We start from the raw sequence: 16,349 nt of genomic DNA, 5'->3' as shown, positions 1-16,349 counted from the left end.
GGGATAATATGACCTTAAACGTGGTTGTCTTTGGTGCAGACGGGATTGTTTTGGCCAGCGATACCAGACTAGTAATAAATTCAAAAAATAGAAGTACTGGTCACTGGGTGGAAATTGAAACATTTCTTTCTGATAACTGTAGGAAGGTTTACCCCATTCCTTCTCATGGAATGGGGATATGCCTTCGAGGGGAATTATCCATAAATGGAGTTTCCATTACACCGCATATTGAGCAGTTTATCCAACTAGAGTCAGCCATCTCTCCTAGAACTGTAAGTGAAACTGCAGGGCGTATTTTAGAATACTTCACTAAGTTACCAACCATCCCCAACTTGAGTTTATTCCTAGCAGGTTACAATGACAATAAAACACAAAGCATATATGAGATTATGGTAAATAACAATGAGATAAAAAAAATTAAAGATCGAGATAATATAGATTTCTTTGGAATAACATACGGAGGAAGCGTCGATATTTTAGATTTATTGTTTCAACATCCTTCTAGTATCCCTTGGGCTCTCTTTAGAATACAGGATTTGATTGATTTCGCAGTATTTAGCATCAGAACAACCATTCAAGCAATTCATTTCCAAGAAAGATTAAAAAGTACAGGAGGTAACATAGATATTTTAGTCATCCAACCAGGTATAATCTGGAGTGAAACTAAATTTGTACTATAACTAGAAAAAATCGAACTATCTTTTCTTACTAACTCAGTATATTTTATTAAGTCTGTTAACCAAGTTTCTTTGCCGTTTTTCCATACCTTAAACCCAACCCCAAAAACCATTATTTTAAGTGGAAAGCCAAAAATGGTGGTTAAAAGTAATTTACAAAGGTGTAGTGAAATTAATCGCTGTGTTTGGCGTGACCGTTTAACCAAATTAAGTGAGCGTGAGGGGAAGGTGGTAAAGACTGAAACAACACATGCTTTAAAAAAATATAATCAACATCCATAGCAAAAAAAGAAGAACAAAAGTTCGGTGCCATTGGCTATAAATAAGATTTTTCATGCTTTCCTCCATTATGTAAGCCATCCCGTAAACTTCTACCAACTCACTCCATGTTAATTGAGATATTTGATGATTGCAATATATTCCTTTTTAAGTTTTATATCTTTTCATCCTTCCATAAAAGTATTTACTTATTTACTAGAACAGTTGTTTATTTAACACAAAAACAAAAAAAACCAACCATTCAGTAGTAAGCGTCAAACCCAGCCCACCTTTAACATCCACTCCATTCATGAAAAAATGAGCGTATCCTAAATCAAGGCGGCTATCTCATGGACAAACACCAACGCTTGCAAGAATGGACCGCTAGAATCGAAGACTTGAAAACCAGCGATTTGACCATGTCTGCCTAGTGCGAGGCGCATGGACACACCATTCATCAATTAAACCGTCAAAGCAACCCCTCCTCTTCCTCTGCATCCTCATCTGCGACTTGGCTTCCTCTTGCCATTGCCAGCCATTCAGCGGATCCATCCTCGCCATCATCCTCCGTTGTTCGGGTCGGACATGCCGAAATTGAAGTCAGAGCATGCTTCATCCCGAGTTGCTCCGTGAAATTATACGTGTGCTGGAGCTCCCATGCTAACGCTGTCAAACATCGACCGTGTGTATTTGGCATGCGGCAGCACCGATCTTCGAAAGTCGATCGACGGCTTAGCTGCACTCGTTCAAGAAGGTTTTGGACTCGATCCCTTCTCTTTGTGCCTGTTCGTGGTTGTAGGGCATGACTAGATAATAAATTCTTCATTCCTTAACCAGCTCCCCATTATCCCAAAATTTGTTTGCCCATAGTATTCACCACTCCATCATCAAGTTTCTTTTCAGTCAATATTCGTATTCGTAATATTTTTCCAAAAATCCTTCTATTGCATAAACAAATTAACTGGACTCGATGCCAATACTTTCTGTCTTCTAGGTTATGAACGTCAATAATTTCTTTGCCTTTCAAACGTCCCATGCTTCAAGAAACATCTAGAATCACAGAAAAAAATTAAAGAAGCCGTCCTTAATATAGGACAGCTAAATAAGTATAATTATTTAAAACAAAGTGCCAATAGTAGGAATAAATTCTGCCAACGACTTCTCTTCAATAATTTTCTTTTCTTTTACCACGTAAATGTATGTCTGACCTGCAACTTCTTTTAAATCTTCAATGTAATTCTCCGATGGCATATATAATTCATCATTAGTAACAATAATATATCGTGGTTCTCCGTTAAACCTCTCGCTATAGAAATCCACTAATGAGAAGGTGTTAAACATTTTTATATTTCCGCGCCCGTTTTTTCGTTCATGCTCCTCAATAATATCCCTGTAATCAACAGCGATGACCCTTTGCGCCTTTCCTCTAGGGACAATTTCAAGTTGAGCAATTCTTTTAGGTGGCTTCATTCCTATATTCTTCTGTCTTTGAACTAAAGCTAATCTTCGTTCTTTACGCATTTCAACATCGATCAAATTGGCGTCAACTTGATTAATTAGGGCACTATTCCGATTTTCTTCGTTTTCGTGCTCGTACTTTGTACGCCGCTCAATCAGATCGTCAATTTGTTTTTTAAATGTTTTGTCTAAGTAGCTCATTACTCGATTTAATTGCGCTTCACGCTTACTACGAACCTCATCCCGTAATTCCATTGCAGTTTTTACAGCGGCGGTATGTATAGAACTATCCATTAACTCACTTAATGCAGTAAGTTCTCCAACAAAGTCTTGTTGAAACAACCAATATTGATCTAACCTAAGTAATGAACCATCTTGACGTTTAGCCAGAAAGATTAGTTCATCAGCCAACTCATTCCCTGTACCGTCCGTAACACTGTTTAGATAAACTTCAACTGACAATGGCTCACTTACCGAAAAATAAACCATGAAGCGGTCTATTGCCATTTTTTCGTTTTCTTTACGCGTAAGGATCATCCCTAATTTACACAATGGATGATCTTCAGATATGATATCTATTCCGTCCTTAACATAGTCCTTATAAAAAGTAAATCGTATCGCTTCTTCTAATTGATATAATGGAAGGCGGTTGGTCTTTGATATATCCCGAATGTATTTAGGCAGTCGCTCAATTCGTTTAACCTTCTCATTCTGAGTCTGGTGAATGCGAACATTGCATTTTTTCAGGATATGCTCTGTAAAAGGGCCATAATTACGTTCTGGTAACTTTTTGACTACCAAATCATGCTGTTCTCTTCGCATTTTAGGTAAATCAAATACATCCTCAGAGAGCCTTTCCTTTTCAACTTCTTCAAGTAACTTTTTGTGTTCTTCCGATAGTTTTCTCTCCATGGACGCGATTATGTCATCTAACTTCTCACGATGGATGACGGCAGCCTGCATCAAAGAAGCTAGATCGTTGAAATCCCCATCAACAATTTCCCCGATGAAATCATAAACAAGATCCGCACCTAAATCTTCTCTCATTCGTTCCATTTTTTCAAGCAGACGAATCATGACATCGCCTTCTCGAGTATTGGAGGCAACTAAGTTAAACACGGCTACTTCGTTTTTTTGACCAATACGATGAATACGACCCATTCTTTGTTCAAGTTTGTTGGGGTTCCAAGGAATATCATAATTGATCATCTGGTTACAGAATTGAAGGTTTATTGACTCTCCACCGGCATCTGTAGCTAGCATAATCTGACAATCATTTCGAAACAGTTCGACCTGTCTTCTACGTTCATCCATAGAAAATCGCCCAACAATCTTAGCTATTTGAGGAACACGAGTTATTAATCGCTTCTCCAAAAAATCAAGTGTATCTGCTGATTCCGTAAATATTAGGATCTTTTCCCCTTGATTCAGCAACCCATTCCAACCAAATAATGTTTGTTCCAACTCGTCATACTTTCGTTCTACCGCATTTTCCTTTAGGTATGACGTTTTCCTTACAAGTCGCTCTAATTCGTTTATCTCGATTCGTAATTCCTCTGGATCAAGGTTATTGGTGGCACTTTCAAGTTCACCTTCTAGTAACTCTTGCGTTTCTAAAGATTCGTCATCATACTCTTCCCAGTCGAATTCTTCTTTATTTTTAGTTTGTTTTTTCTTACTTGCCATCGTTTCATCTAACAATTTGATCAACCGATCTCTTCGGCGTTTGAGAGATAAATCTATGGCATTAACAGAAGAACTTAACCTTCTCTGAAGTAACATCATTGCAAATGCTGTGCTGTTACTTCCAGCATTCATGGCGCGATTAAAGTACAGCCGAACATAATCCGTAACAGCCTCATAAAGATCAAGCTCGTCTTCTGACAAAGTGTATTGAATGGTTCTAGTAGTTCGCTTAGGAAAAAGTGGTGTACCATCAAATTTTTTGAGGCTTTCTTTTAATCTACGAATGATAAAAGGATTCGCCTTTTCACGAAGCGATTCCGTGACCGACAGATTAGAGAAAATATCATCATCTACTAGGCGCATAAGATGCCTAAAATTTTCCATATCACCTTTATGAGGAGTTGCGGTTAATAAGACACAATGCTCGGCTTGTCGAAGCACCGCTTCACCTAGATGGTACAGTCTTGTCTTCGATGTTTTCTTTTTGGTTACACCATGAGTGTAAGCCGCCATTTTGTGGGCTTCATCCACTATGACAAGATCAAAATGCGCTTCATTTACCAAGCTCTTCACATCATCGCGAGCTGCCCAATAGACGGATGCAAGACAAAAATCATGTTCTATGAATGGATTCTTAGACCCGTATTGTTTCGTTACAGATCTATTAATGATGAAGAAATCCTCATGAAATTTCTCTTGAAGCTCTTCCTGCCATTGTTTAAGAACTAAAGGCGGAACCAGAATTAAGATCCTTTCCACACTTTCGCGTGCCTTAAGCTCTTTAATAAGCATTCCCGACATGATTGTTTTACCAGCACCTGGATCATCCGCGAGTAAAAAACGCACCTGGGGCATCTGTAACATCCGACTATAAACCGCCTCAATCTGATGTGGCAACGGAATTAAATTCTTATTGCCAAGGGCCTGCTTAGCAGAATACTTCCCATTTACTAACAATGCATGATAACGTAAGTAATGTTGAAGATCGCTTGAAGTCATTTGATGGCTAGTACTACTTTGCTCACTTAATCTCTGTAAAGTTGCTAGCTCAACCCCATCCAACATCAACTCATAGTATCGATTAGAATCCCGCCCAAGTGCTGCAATAGAGTAAAAGCCTTCATCGAAGGCTTCTACTTTTTTTATCTCAACCGATTCTGGGAACTGGGCTCCTTGAACAATCTCACCAACTTTGATCATCGTATCACCCGCTTCATTTCAGTCCAACCATAGCCATGTCAATTCCTTGGCGTGTAACTTGTAAATGACTTTGTCTCATTTCACTTTCCGTCACGTCTAATGCAAATGGAAATATGCAAGGTTCATTTGCGATTTGTTTTAATTCTATCGCTGATCTTTCAGTGGCTTTCAGAAGCACCTCTGTCATCCACAGTTTTAAATCCGACTTTTGGATTTGTTTTTTATCAGCACTCTGATATATTCTTTTCTGCTCAGTAATAACTTCTAATGATTTAAATGTTCCTAATACTGCTGTTATAGAAACACTTACTCTTCTACGTTCACCATATAAGGAGAATATCTTTCTTCCCAGCTGCAAGCTTGAAAATTCACCGTGGAGTTGAATTAATCGTCCGATTTGCTCAGCCATATCTTTCAAAAATGGGTATGCAAGTATCATTAACCCCCAGTGAAGGAGCAGCCTTTCATCTTTAGATGCATTTCCGAACATTTGAATGGCACGATCTCTTAATTCCTCGTTTTCTTCACCAACCAAAACCCAGATTTTAAACAAGATTGTTCGTGCATTTACCCTTGCCTTTGAGCCTGCTATGTCTGACATCAAATACTGATCGACTAAATCATACATTTGTTGTCTGCTATCCGTCCTTGTTAATTCTCGAGCAATAAAATCCAGTTGATGTAGTTGTAACTTTTGATCAAACCCAACTGCTTTCTTCATATCCTACACCTTCATCCCATTCTTTTCTTCACTCGTACGAAAGGTACTATTACTTCTTCAATGCTTGCGCCACCATGACTGACTACAACTTCGCCTTCTTTGACATAAGCTTCTCCAGATTTCGCCAGTAGCACATGGAATTCATCGGGCAATCCACTTTTTTTCCACTTTTGAGATGAATACTTTTCAGCAGCTCGATCTCTCAGTACTTCTGTATTGTATATCCGAACTCGTTCCCCTTTAGTATTTGCAAGAACACCTTCTCGAATAGCACCGATTCCAACGCTTTCTTTGTTCCCATGATCAGATGTTATATATACATCAAATCCAGCATCTAATAAATCACGAAGTAATGAGCGCAAGTAACCCGTTCTTAGCCAAATGGAAATCTGACTATGCATACCAATTTGGCCTTGAATAGTGTTATGCGTCAACTTATCAATTATATCCACAACAAGCCCCGCAACTTTGGTACTTGATTTAGATAAAGCTTTTATCTCCGAGTGATTATATTCAACTTTTCCTAGAGACTTCTCATACGAGATATGTATCGGAGATACTCCATACCGAGTCCAGCAAGTTTTCCACTCTTTTTCCTCATTAGCTGTTGTATGAATCGATGCATAGTAGGTCCTTGGTATTTCGCCCGAAAATATAGCTTGTCTAGATACTGAAGTTATCGTCGGAATCCAAGCAAAAGTTCCATTTTCTATAAAGTTAAAATAATGTTGTAGATCCGTACGAATTTGACTCCACTGCACAAAGCTCATACCGTCCATCACTATTATAGCTATTTTAGATGATCCTTGTAGTTGCACGTATTCTGCGACCTTGTGGAGCATAACCGGCGCATGCAGATCTGTCAGAGAAGCTAGGGCACCATAATGAGAATTGAGCCATACCATAAATCTCTCTTCTATTACTTGCTCAAGTTTTCTTAATTTTTTTGTGGTGTTGTCCGTAGACTCTAACTGAAATGTAATTGATTTTGCAGAACTGTACAGTTGAATAAGCTCGATCCAGCCGCGGCGATCTACCTCAAATTCTAACAATTTTTCTATCTGGGAAATATGTTCGATTATTGATGAGATTCGAGAGTTTACTTCGTCGCGTTTTACACCAAAGTATAAGGATTCGGACAAATTCTCATTATTTATGATGGAGGGTGTTAATATCCCAATACGAAATAAACCTGCTAGTGTATTTTGTAGCATTGGATCACTGAATGCATGATTTTTAGACGCTCCATCTTCTAAAAAAGAGTTCCACTCCCGTTGTAGGAAGGAAAACAGCGTCTCTGAAGAAGAAAATATTTCTGAGACAGCAACCTGAGGATTAATGAACTCTTTATTTATTAATGCACTCTTTAAGTACTCCTCAATAACTTCAGGCATTGAATAATGGAGCAGATGCCGATTAATACACAGCAATATACATTCTGCAGCCGTATCAATAGAGTCATATGATAATTTAAAAATACGTCTAAGCAAAAAATCAATAGTACAGCTATCTGATTTATTGCTCGGGAAATCATCAATAAAAGATAATGCATCTAACGTTCTTGAATCCAATTCTCGTACAATTGATGCAGATAGATTAGGGAACAACTCACTCTTACTTAATGAGATTTGATGCCCTTGAACCCATACATCGTAAGGAATATCATTAATGGAATCTGATTTAGGTCGTATCAATAAAAATTTATTCAATGATTTATGTCGATACTGGCTCTCGTACCAATACCTAAAGGTAGCTCGGTCATGAAATTCCACGATTTCTATCCCTAATTTATGTAACTCACTGACAATAACCTCATCCTGTAATAAAGAGTTAGGATCACTAACCATCGTAATATGGTAGAAAGGTGCTTGAAAATGTTCAAGCACCTTTTGACGCCAATTTTTACTCAAATGTATTTCACTTCCTTAACTACAAACCGAGTCTGATCTGCGCGTTATCGTAGTACATTAGCAATTTATCATCTTCTTGTAGTACGTTTTCGGGAAGACGTTCACCTATGGTAACGATCGTTTGATAATCTTTTTCGCTCCATGCTTTTTTGAATCCAGCTCGAATAGCTTCAGTACGAAATTGCTTGAGTTTTTTACGGTTACTAACCATTCCATCACGATATGCTTCAAATTCACGTAATAACGATTTTTCGCGTAATTTTTCCAAATCTGCCTGCTTGTTTGGATCTGGAACATACCATCGGTCTTTAGCTTTTATCTTTAATGTGAAGTCATCCTTAGTAAGCTTACGTAGATCTTTAAAATCGGAACTTAAGTATGTGTGAATTTGGCTTGGAACAGGACTATTAACTTCATATTGTAAAAAGTTCTGCTCTAATAATACATCCAACTCAGGAAGAAGTTCATGCTTGGATATATGCTGAATTTCTCTCATATATTCAAGATGTAAATCTTGACGGGTTTGAGGCTTCTTCAATAGCTGTTGCCGTAACCATTGTATAGCAGAGTTCTCATCACAAACAAATAGAGAAGAAAGTACTAACTCGCCAGAGACCATTTTCTTCCGGTCATATTCTACAACCTGCTCTGGTAAAAAGTACATACCATCGCGAACGGGAAAGCGTTGACTTAATCCAGCTTGAAACTCCTGGCTAGAAATCGGTACTGGATACCCTTTACGTACATAATAGGCCACTACTTGGTCATATAAAATACGGGGATCTCGTTCAATAATGGTTAGAAATTTTGCAGTTCCAGTTTCGAGCTTTATTATTGGAAGATATTTTAGGTGAGTACGAACAAAATCCCAGACACCTTCATGGGTTTCTGCCTCTTTTGAAAATCGTTCCTCAAATCCGCCGTTTGGTTTGTATGCGGAAATTGCTAAGTCCTGTTTAACAGCAGTTGTCCCAATGATCGCATTTAGACCACCTCGCTTTTTATCAAGTGCTGAAACATTAGCTACTATAAATCCTGCCTCTTGTAATGCCGACTGTATCACATTCCAAACTGCTGCACTTGTATTCGAAAACTCCACAGTCATCCATCTGCCTGGTTTAAGCATTGAATTAGCTGACATAAAACATTCTCTCATCAGGGCATGGTAGTCCTGAAGTGATTTTTTCTGAGATTTATCTTCAATTGCTTCATTCTTTTGGTTAGTTGTAACCCCTAACCAACTTTCTTGTATTGAATTCAGCTCAGAATATGCGATATTTGATCCAAAAGGCGGATCAAAAAACAAATAATCATATACTTCTGACATATTTTCATTATAAATAGTACTTGAAGAGGTTGAAATTAAGATATTCTTATTTACAGTCGAAAAAAGTGCTTTCTTAATTGACTTAGAGCGATCAGACATCAAATTAAAGGCATTCATTTCAATTTGATTGGATGGGATATAAAGCGTCCCCCTCCTATGTCCAGCAGTAGCACCGCCTTCTTTTTCTTTACTTCCACCAATACGCGTAATTGCTATTTGATGCTGTTTTGACCCTCTTTGAATTGATCCAGTTAAAATCCACTTAAGCCACGCCGGGCTCTTCGCATAAAATACGCTAAAAGTATATAAGTTTCGGATTGAATAGAATTGATGAACATGAGTAATGCCTATAGGATCATTTCTTCGAGTTTCTTGTCCAAATATTAGACGGTCGTTTGGGATCCAATACGGAATAGTGATCTTTTCAATCCTCTCAATTAATTCTAAATCAGAAGCATCAGGTGCCTTCTCAACTCGTTTCCTGTTTATTGTATAATTGATAAGTACAGGTACTTGTTTCGCCTGGCGTACAGTATCTTTTAGTACAATATCATACTTCGATACCCAAGCGCGCTCCATTCCCCGCTTGGTTAATATTACATCGCAGTTAGGACAAGGAAACTTATCTCTGACTGAACCAACCTCTTTATCAACCGCTACATCCCAAAAAATCACTTCGTGGGTACACTCAGGACAAACAAAGACATCAGACCAGACTGTATAATTAATTACTCCTAAATGCCCATCTGAATGCCTTGTCTCGTACATCCAACTACACTCTTTCTCAACTTCAAATAAAATTCGCTTTGTTTCTTGCTCAAACAATTCCTTATTAATTGGTGTATTGTAATTGTTTGCAATAAAAGTTGCCGCGGGAGATAGGTCGTTTAATACAGCTCGGCGTTCACCCAATTTTGAGAAAGGTAACCAAACAGTTTTCCCTTCTTCATTTGTCTCTTCTTTCAAAATTGTACCGTCTGGTTTTACTTGATACCCTAACCCCATAACCACATTGCGGTCACCACACAATTGTGCTGCCACACCTGTCATTCCAGTGCCACAAAACCCATCATAAACAATATCACCCGGATCGGTATAATGAAGAATATAGCGCATGATAGCCTTATGTGGCACCTTAGTGTGGTAACTATGTGCATTGTAAATTGGATCATTCTTACCCTCACTTACATCAGCAGCAAAAGGTTCACGGTGATAATGGTATCCTTCTGGTTTAGGTGGTTTTTGAGTTACCCAATCATTAATGATGTCCAGAATCCAAGGATTTGGGCATGCAGTGTAATATGGTGGATCAGAAAGTGCTAATATTGACCTATCTTCACCAATGGGAAACCCATCTATATTTTTTAGTTCCGGCAATTTTTTACGTAACTCCTCTGTAAAATAAGCGCGACGTGACTCATCATTCTCAAATGTCATACCCAAACAAGTCACAGGACCTGTTTGGCTGTCATTTTTCATCTCAAAAAGAGTCCCTTGCTGAACTTTATCACTCATATTTGTATTACTCCTTTTTTAACATAATGCGTAATCGACTGGATGATTCGGAACCTATCTGTTCCTTAACCAACCGCTCAAATCGAAGACGAAGTTCTTCAATTGTTAATGGGTTCCCGTCCCCTGCCATCTCTAATAAACGGGATAGTGGCAATTCAATTTTCTGGATTCCTTCCAGAACTTCTTTAATCGTCTGTACTAAGCGCACATCGACAGGAATTCCAAATGATTTAGTTTCCATGAATTGATTAATCATTTGTTTTTGCTCTTCATTAAGCAGTTGAATATTTTCTTTCAATTCTCTATCATTCAGATTGGTCAACAATGTATTTGTCCAAGATTCAAGTAACTCTTCAAGCTCGTTCTCAAGTTGTCTTAGGGTTACCTGTTGTGCATATTTCTCATCTTTCGGACGGTATTTACAATGTGGACAAACTGAAGAATGCTCCAACTCGCTCTTTTGTAATTTCCAGCATATTTTTAAGTCATCTGACTTAGCCTTCCATGTTTGCAATTGTTGTACTGGTAGAATGGGAATAGACGATATTCTCTGTAATGCATCAATTCGTCCATCACGTTTAAGTTGATTAAGCTTGTTTTCCTCCGTTGCACCTAAACGCGAGTGGGAGTGCTGAGCATAGTAGGTGGTGATATACTGCTCCTTCAGTTGATCAATAACCTTAAGCTCAGCAGTACAGTCTCTATCAGCCTTCAAGGCAAGATATAGATCCTCGAGCATCCCCTCCACTCTTGCATACCAATCATCTGTAATCGGAACATGATTCCTTGCACTTACAATATAATTGGCTTTTTTCGTGATCTGAGAAGCACGCTCACGCCATTGAATAAGTTGATTAACTACTGTAATAAATTCTTGCTGGCTCTGAATTTCCTCGATACCTTTTTTAAAGTTTTTTAATTTAGCGGGTGTATCAAACACTTGAAGACCTTGTAAGAATTGATTGAGATTTTGAAGTTTGCCTTGATACTCATTCAAATCCTCATCCGATAATAAGGGCAATTCCCATGTCGGAATTTTATCCTTGAGTTCATGTTGAAGCTTAACGACTTGCGTTAGCAGATCTTGTACTTTTGTCTGAAGTGTTTGAACACCATTAGTTTGAGAATCAAGTCGGAGCAAACCATGAGTGATGTGAAATAGATCAAACAACGCTCTTAATTCAGCCAAAGGTAGATCACTTGGCTTCTTAATGTGACTAAACTCTGCAATACCTTCCGCTTTCAGTCCAATCAATTGATTAAATTTCATGGAGTCATAAGTTTCACCATTGATCGTTATAACAATATCGCCAGTGTGAACAAGCGCAGCTAATATTACACTAAAGAGTTCAGGTTCTAATTGAAATTCTTTTGTTTTCTTGACTTCCCAATCTCCCTGGGATTGAAGAACTTCAAACAACTCAGAAGCATTTAGCACCTGTCCATTACCTTTGTTATTCAACAATTCCAATACCCATTTTGCATATCCCGATTTGTAGCCACTTACTTTTTCACCATCTAATAATAGAAGGCCATCTAATATGGTTCTTGCTGTTTTGGTTTTTGGATTAGAGATTTGAGTTAAGGTCTCTGGAATATAAGTTTTTAACATTGCCTCTCGTGCTATGCTAACGCTCACCAGACTAAACGTTGGATAGTCCACATATTTTTCCTCAAACCAAGTGGTTAAACAATCATCTGCTGCGGCGTCGATAATCTCACGCACCGTCGCCATTGCAGGAGCAGATAGACTCCAATCGGCCAATTTCTTTGTAACACCTTTATAAGTCATCTTATACGCGGATGGCATATTCTCAACAAGCCATTTCATTAACATCCGTAAAAATTCAGTTGCTTTATCATCATACAATTTTTTAGTAGCACTTGAAGCTGTTACGGACATCTCTCTAGCACCTGCGTATAGTCGCAGCGATTTATGGAATACCTCATCTTTTGTGTCCAACTTAAAGAATACTTCATCTGGTTTTGCTTCATCCTTAAATTTAGGCAGATCATACGGTTGCAACATATAAATGTAGAAATCTCGTTCCGGTTGGGCGGTAGATCGCTCATTCGGTGCCCCGAAGAACAAATACCCTGGTCTCGTAACCCTTCTGGCATGCCAGCTTAGTTCGTGTTGCCAAATTCTAAAGCCGGACACATAACTAAGTGAACCATCATCCGTGAGCTTTTCGAGCAATTCAAAATAATAACGGTCTAATTGATTGCCTACTAACATTTCTGCCTTTTCTTCTATTAATGAATCCACATCTGTGACTTTTTCAAGATCAAGATAATATTGTCCATTATCTCGATTAAACGAAATAAATTGATAGCTTACCGATTTCATAATTTCGTTCAAGACAGTATCTATGGTAGCATTCAAGAAATCAGAATCCAGGTCTGGGAAATCAATGTATAAGAACAGCTGATCCCTTAGCTCAGAAGATGTGACCCCAATTTTCACTTTGATATCATCTGTAGTTAACCTAAACACGGAGAGAGCACGTACTATACGCTTAGCCATCGGCTTATACGAAGCCTTCGCTTTAGGGAAAGAATTTTCAACACGATCCATGAGTACATCTGACTTTTCCAACACTTCTCGCACATCTCTATCAGTACGTAAAGTGCGATCTCCCTGGATATAGAGCCAATAGTTATCGAAAGAAACGACTCCAGGACTATTATCTGGAACATCAGTATCAAGTAACTTCTCTATTTCTTCACTGATTGTTGTTAAAGCCACACGCTTCTCAACAACTCGGACATTTTCGAAGGCCGACAGATAAGCAGGATGAATGGGAAATAATGCAGCATATTTCTCTATTTGTTCTCCAAGTTTATCGAATAAAGGGGCGAATTTCAGCAAATGTTCACGTATAAGTGCTTTTTGACGATCATCTTTCCGTAACAACCTCTGGGATACAACAAACTCAATGTCCTCACGAACTATGATTGCCTGCACAGTTCGTTCCTTGACTCGACGAAGTTCCGCCGCGACAAATTGGAATTTCGGATTATCGAATAGCATTTCCTGTACTCCCGTCATAAAACGGAAACGTGTAGTTTGGCATATTTCCCCCATCGCACGAAGAAAACCCAAATCAAGAATTAATTCTTGCTCTTTACGGGTACGTAAATAATCAAGAAGCTCATCAATAACAAGTAAGAAGCCATGATCTGGATATACCTCGTGGAAGGCAGCCATCATTCGTTTCATTTCGTCTTTATTGCTGATTAATGTGGAAATATTGGGCATTATATAGTCAACGCCGAGTTCTTGAAGATAATTCGTCATCTCTTGATACAAAACTTCGCTGAGCGGAACCTGAATCCCATCGAACTCCACACGTAACACCTTAAATTTTCCTTCAATTTCTCTAGCTGCCTTTTCAGCAATATATTCATTGTGTATAAAATTAGATGTTCCATCGAATTCAGCAATAGCAGCAATTACGCTCATTAAGTGGGATTTACCGGTACCGTAGTTACCAACAACCATGATCCCTTTGTGATCAATTGGTCTTTGAAATTGAAGTTGTTCGATGATCACCTCATCAATAACTTCTGCCATCCGGTCAGAAATGACATATGTATCGACAAGCTTCTGGGCTAATTGATCTTCAGCTGTGTCCTTCAATACGACGACAGACTTAATTGGTTCAAATTGAATTAAATCTTTATATTTCATTTGTAGATCCCTCCATGTTTAATAGGTAAATATACAATTACTATATTCATCATTTCGATAATATTCGGGGTGTTCAGGAGTTGCATAATTAAGCACTCCATGCTCCTCTTTACCTGGCCATAAGACCATTAATACAGTATTCCCACTCAGTGCTTCCAGTAACTTAACTGGATTTTGTTTTAGCTCAGGATCAAATAAATACTCAATATTGTGTAGAAAGACAACGTCATTTTTTTGATCGTTGATTGCCTTCCTTAGCCATTTTACCACCTCATACGGACGTTTGTCTGAAGAGATTAATCTTAATCGATCTGATAAATATAGGTTAATATTAATAATCGACATACCATCTCTCTTCAGATCATTTATTATACTTGACTGATTTGATTCTTCTGAAATTAGAAATAGTAATTTATATCTCTTATTCCGAATACTCGAAATTTCGGATTGTAAACGTTTAATTTTATTACTCAACGATGTGTCCCACCTTTGTCTACCTGTACAATTTCTGATTGATGTGCTCTCACCATTATAGCCTATCATTATGACAAGTAGCTGTCACCGAAAGTACGTTCTACCCCTCATTAAATAGATCAACATCGAGTTAACCTTGTTTTTCCTTATAGTCCAAGATTTATAGTCCTTATTTATTGATTATTAGTTATTCTTTATTTTTTTGTATAAATCCTGATTTAGACCTATTTGCATTTCTGTTTTCACAATCTTTTGATTTCAAGAACCTAATTTATACGTAAACTATCAAACATGAAATCTATATTATACCTTTGATAACCATAATAGATCTTTAGGCAAACTCTATTGCTTACCGTATCTTGTAGCTCAATCTAATTATCAAGAGGAGATGATCTTTTGCCAGCAAATGTCGAAAGCATTTTTTACGTAAGGGAAGCACCCTGGTACGGACTAGGCAATTTCGGCTGAAGCACTTCTGCCTCTATTAGATTGGCTATTTCAAAAGTATTACCGTTTAAGCTTGTTCTTAATAGGCTTGAATCCCGAATTTCAACAGCTTCTTTGGTAGAAGATCGTCAAGATTTTGGATATCACTATCAACAAGTTCAATTAGGTTAAAGCCGTATTTTGTGTAAACCTTTAGTTTTTCTTTTTTCCGTTCAACATATTTTCCATCGTTCTCCAAGCCCCAAAACTCAATATAAACCTTTCCAACAGGAAGATAAAAATCACAATAGACCTCTTCCTCCACAGGTAGTCTCCTTTCATATGCATGGACGATCTCCGACATGTATAGCCAATTATCAATTAACATTTCTGCACGAGAACGAACATAGTGCCCATCAGCTGCACGATGCTTGGCTTCAAATTTATCACGAAAATTGATCATTGAAGGTTGTTGTTTTTCTTCCTCTTTAGCTTCCTCTGCCGGTACTCCTTGAACGGACTGAAAGGTTTCGAGTAGTCTTTTATTTGTAAGTATGCTTGATTCCCAGGATACGTAAGGGATGCCGGTTTGCTCAAATTCAAATTGTTTGCCACCCAAGCTTTCTCCCAGCTTCGTCACAATCCAACCTTTAACGCTTTTTTGAACCATACCAAGCTCAGAAAGAATGGGATTAACTCTGAATTTGGAAATATTAAAATGCTTACCAAGTGCAACTGCACTTATTAGCTTTTCGGCCCCTCCTTGCTCAGACAGAAATTTTTTTATATTGTCATCCCATGCTATATAGGTTCCGTGTTGAGGATGGCTCTTCGTTGTTCCACCCAATTCAGTTCCTTTATTAGTTAACACCCAAGCCTCATCTTCTCTTTGAATACATCCAGCATCCGTTAAAGTTTGGAAAAGTTGCTTCGGCTGTATTCCTAATTCTCTCGCTAAAGCAGTCGTTGATATTTGCTTTTGGCTCATATGACCCTCCATGTT

10 protein-coding genes are annotated in these 16,349 nt (G+C 38.1%); 2 read left to right on the top strand and 8 right to left on the bottom strand.

Going from position 1 to position 16,349, the window contains the following annotated elements; genetic code table 11:
- Positions 1-8 precede the first annotated feature (8 nt).
- Positions 9-680, top strand: a complete 672-nt coding sequence (locus tag DFP97_RS01985; protein ID WP_114378278.1) for an Ntn hydrolase family protein — start codon at positions 9-11, stop codon at positions 678-680.
- Positions 681-1,404: 724 nt separating this feature from the next.
- Here DFP97_RS01985 and DFP97_RS30565 read toward each other — a convergent pair.
- Positions 1,405-1,551, bottom strand: coding sequence for a hypothetical protein (locus DFP97_RS30565; protein WP_181873317.1), 147 nt, complete (start codon positions 1,549-1,551; stop codon positions 1,405-1,407).
- Between the two features lie 41 nt (positions 1,552-1,592).
- Here DFP97_RS30565 and tnpB point away from each other — a divergent pair, with 41 nt between their 5' ends.
- The gene (gene tnpB, locus DFP97_RS01980; RefSeq protein WP_114378277.1) at positions 1,593-1,745 is read left to right on the top strand and encodes an IS66 family insertion sequence element accessory protein TnpB; all 153 of its coding nucleotides are present in this window, start codon (positions 1,593-1,595) and stop codon (positions 1,743-1,745) included.
- Between the two features lie 306 nt (positions 1,746-2,051).
- On the opposite strand, the gene DFP97_RS01975 is transcribed toward tnpB, so the two are convergent.
- From DFP97_RS01975 to DFP97_RS01945, 7 genes are all read right to left on the bottom strand, one after another.
- Positions 2,052-5,279 carry a DEAD/DEAH box helicase gene (locus DFP97_RS01975; protein ID WP_114378276.1) on the bottom strand — a complete coding sequence of 1,076 codons (3,228 nt, stop codon included), beginning with the start codon at positions 5,277-5,279 and terminating at the stop codon, positions 2,052-2,054.
- A gap of 13 nt (positions 5,280-5,292) precedes the next feature.
- The gene (locus tag DFP97_RS01970; protein ID WP_114378275.1) at positions 5,293-6,000 is read right to left on the bottom strand and encodes a hypothetical protein; all 708 of its coding nucleotides are present in this window, start codon (positions 5,998-6,000) and stop codon (positions 5,293-5,295) included.
- Positions 6,001-6,011: 11 nt separating this feature from the next.
- Positions 6,012-7,910 (bottom strand): BREX-3 system phosphatase PglZ, encoded by a 1,899-nt coding sequence (gene pglZ, locus DFP97_RS01965; RefSeq protein WP_181873316.1) that lies wholly within the window; start codon positions 7,908-7,910, stop codon positions 6,012-6,014.
- A gap of 19 nt (positions 7,911-7,929) precedes the next feature.
- Positions 7,930-10,752, bottom strand: a complete 2,823-nt coding sequence (locus tag DFP97_RS01960) for a DNA methyltransferase (protein WP_114378273.1) — start codon at positions 10,750-10,752, stop codon at positions 7,930-7,932.
- Between the two features lie 7 nt (positions 10,753-10,759).
- Positions 10,760-14,446: a DUF6079 family protein gene (locus DFP97_RS01955; protein ID WP_114378272.1), complete on the bottom strand. Its 3,687-nt coding sequence runs from the start codon at positions 14,444-14,446 to the stop codon at positions 10,760-10,762.
- 18 nt (positions 14,447-14,464) lie between these two features.
- The gene (gene brxF, locus DFP97_RS01950) at positions 14,465-14,920 is read right to left on the bottom strand and encodes a BREX-3 system P-loop-containing protein BrxF (RefSeq protein WP_181873315.1); all 456 of its coding nucleotides are present in this window, start codon (positions 14,918-14,920) and stop codon (positions 14,465-14,467) included.
- A 526-nt stretch (positions 14,921-15,446) separates the two neighbouring features.
- Positions 15,447-16,334 carry a glycerol kinase gene (locus tag DFP97_RS01945; RefSeq protein WP_114378270.1) on the bottom strand — a complete coding sequence of 296 codons (888 nt, stop codon included), beginning with the start codon at positions 16,332-16,334 and terminating at the stop codon, positions 15,447-15,449.
- Between the last annotated feature and the right edge of the window lie 15 nt (positions 16,335-16,349).

Origin of the sequence: Paenibacillus prosopidis (assembly GCF_003337375.1) — a bacterium.
GTDB lineage: Bacteria > Bacillota > Bacilli > Paenibacillales > Paenibacillaceae > Pristimantibacillus > Pristimantibacillus prosopidis.
This window is presented reverse-complemented; position numbering and strand designations above follow the sequence as displayed.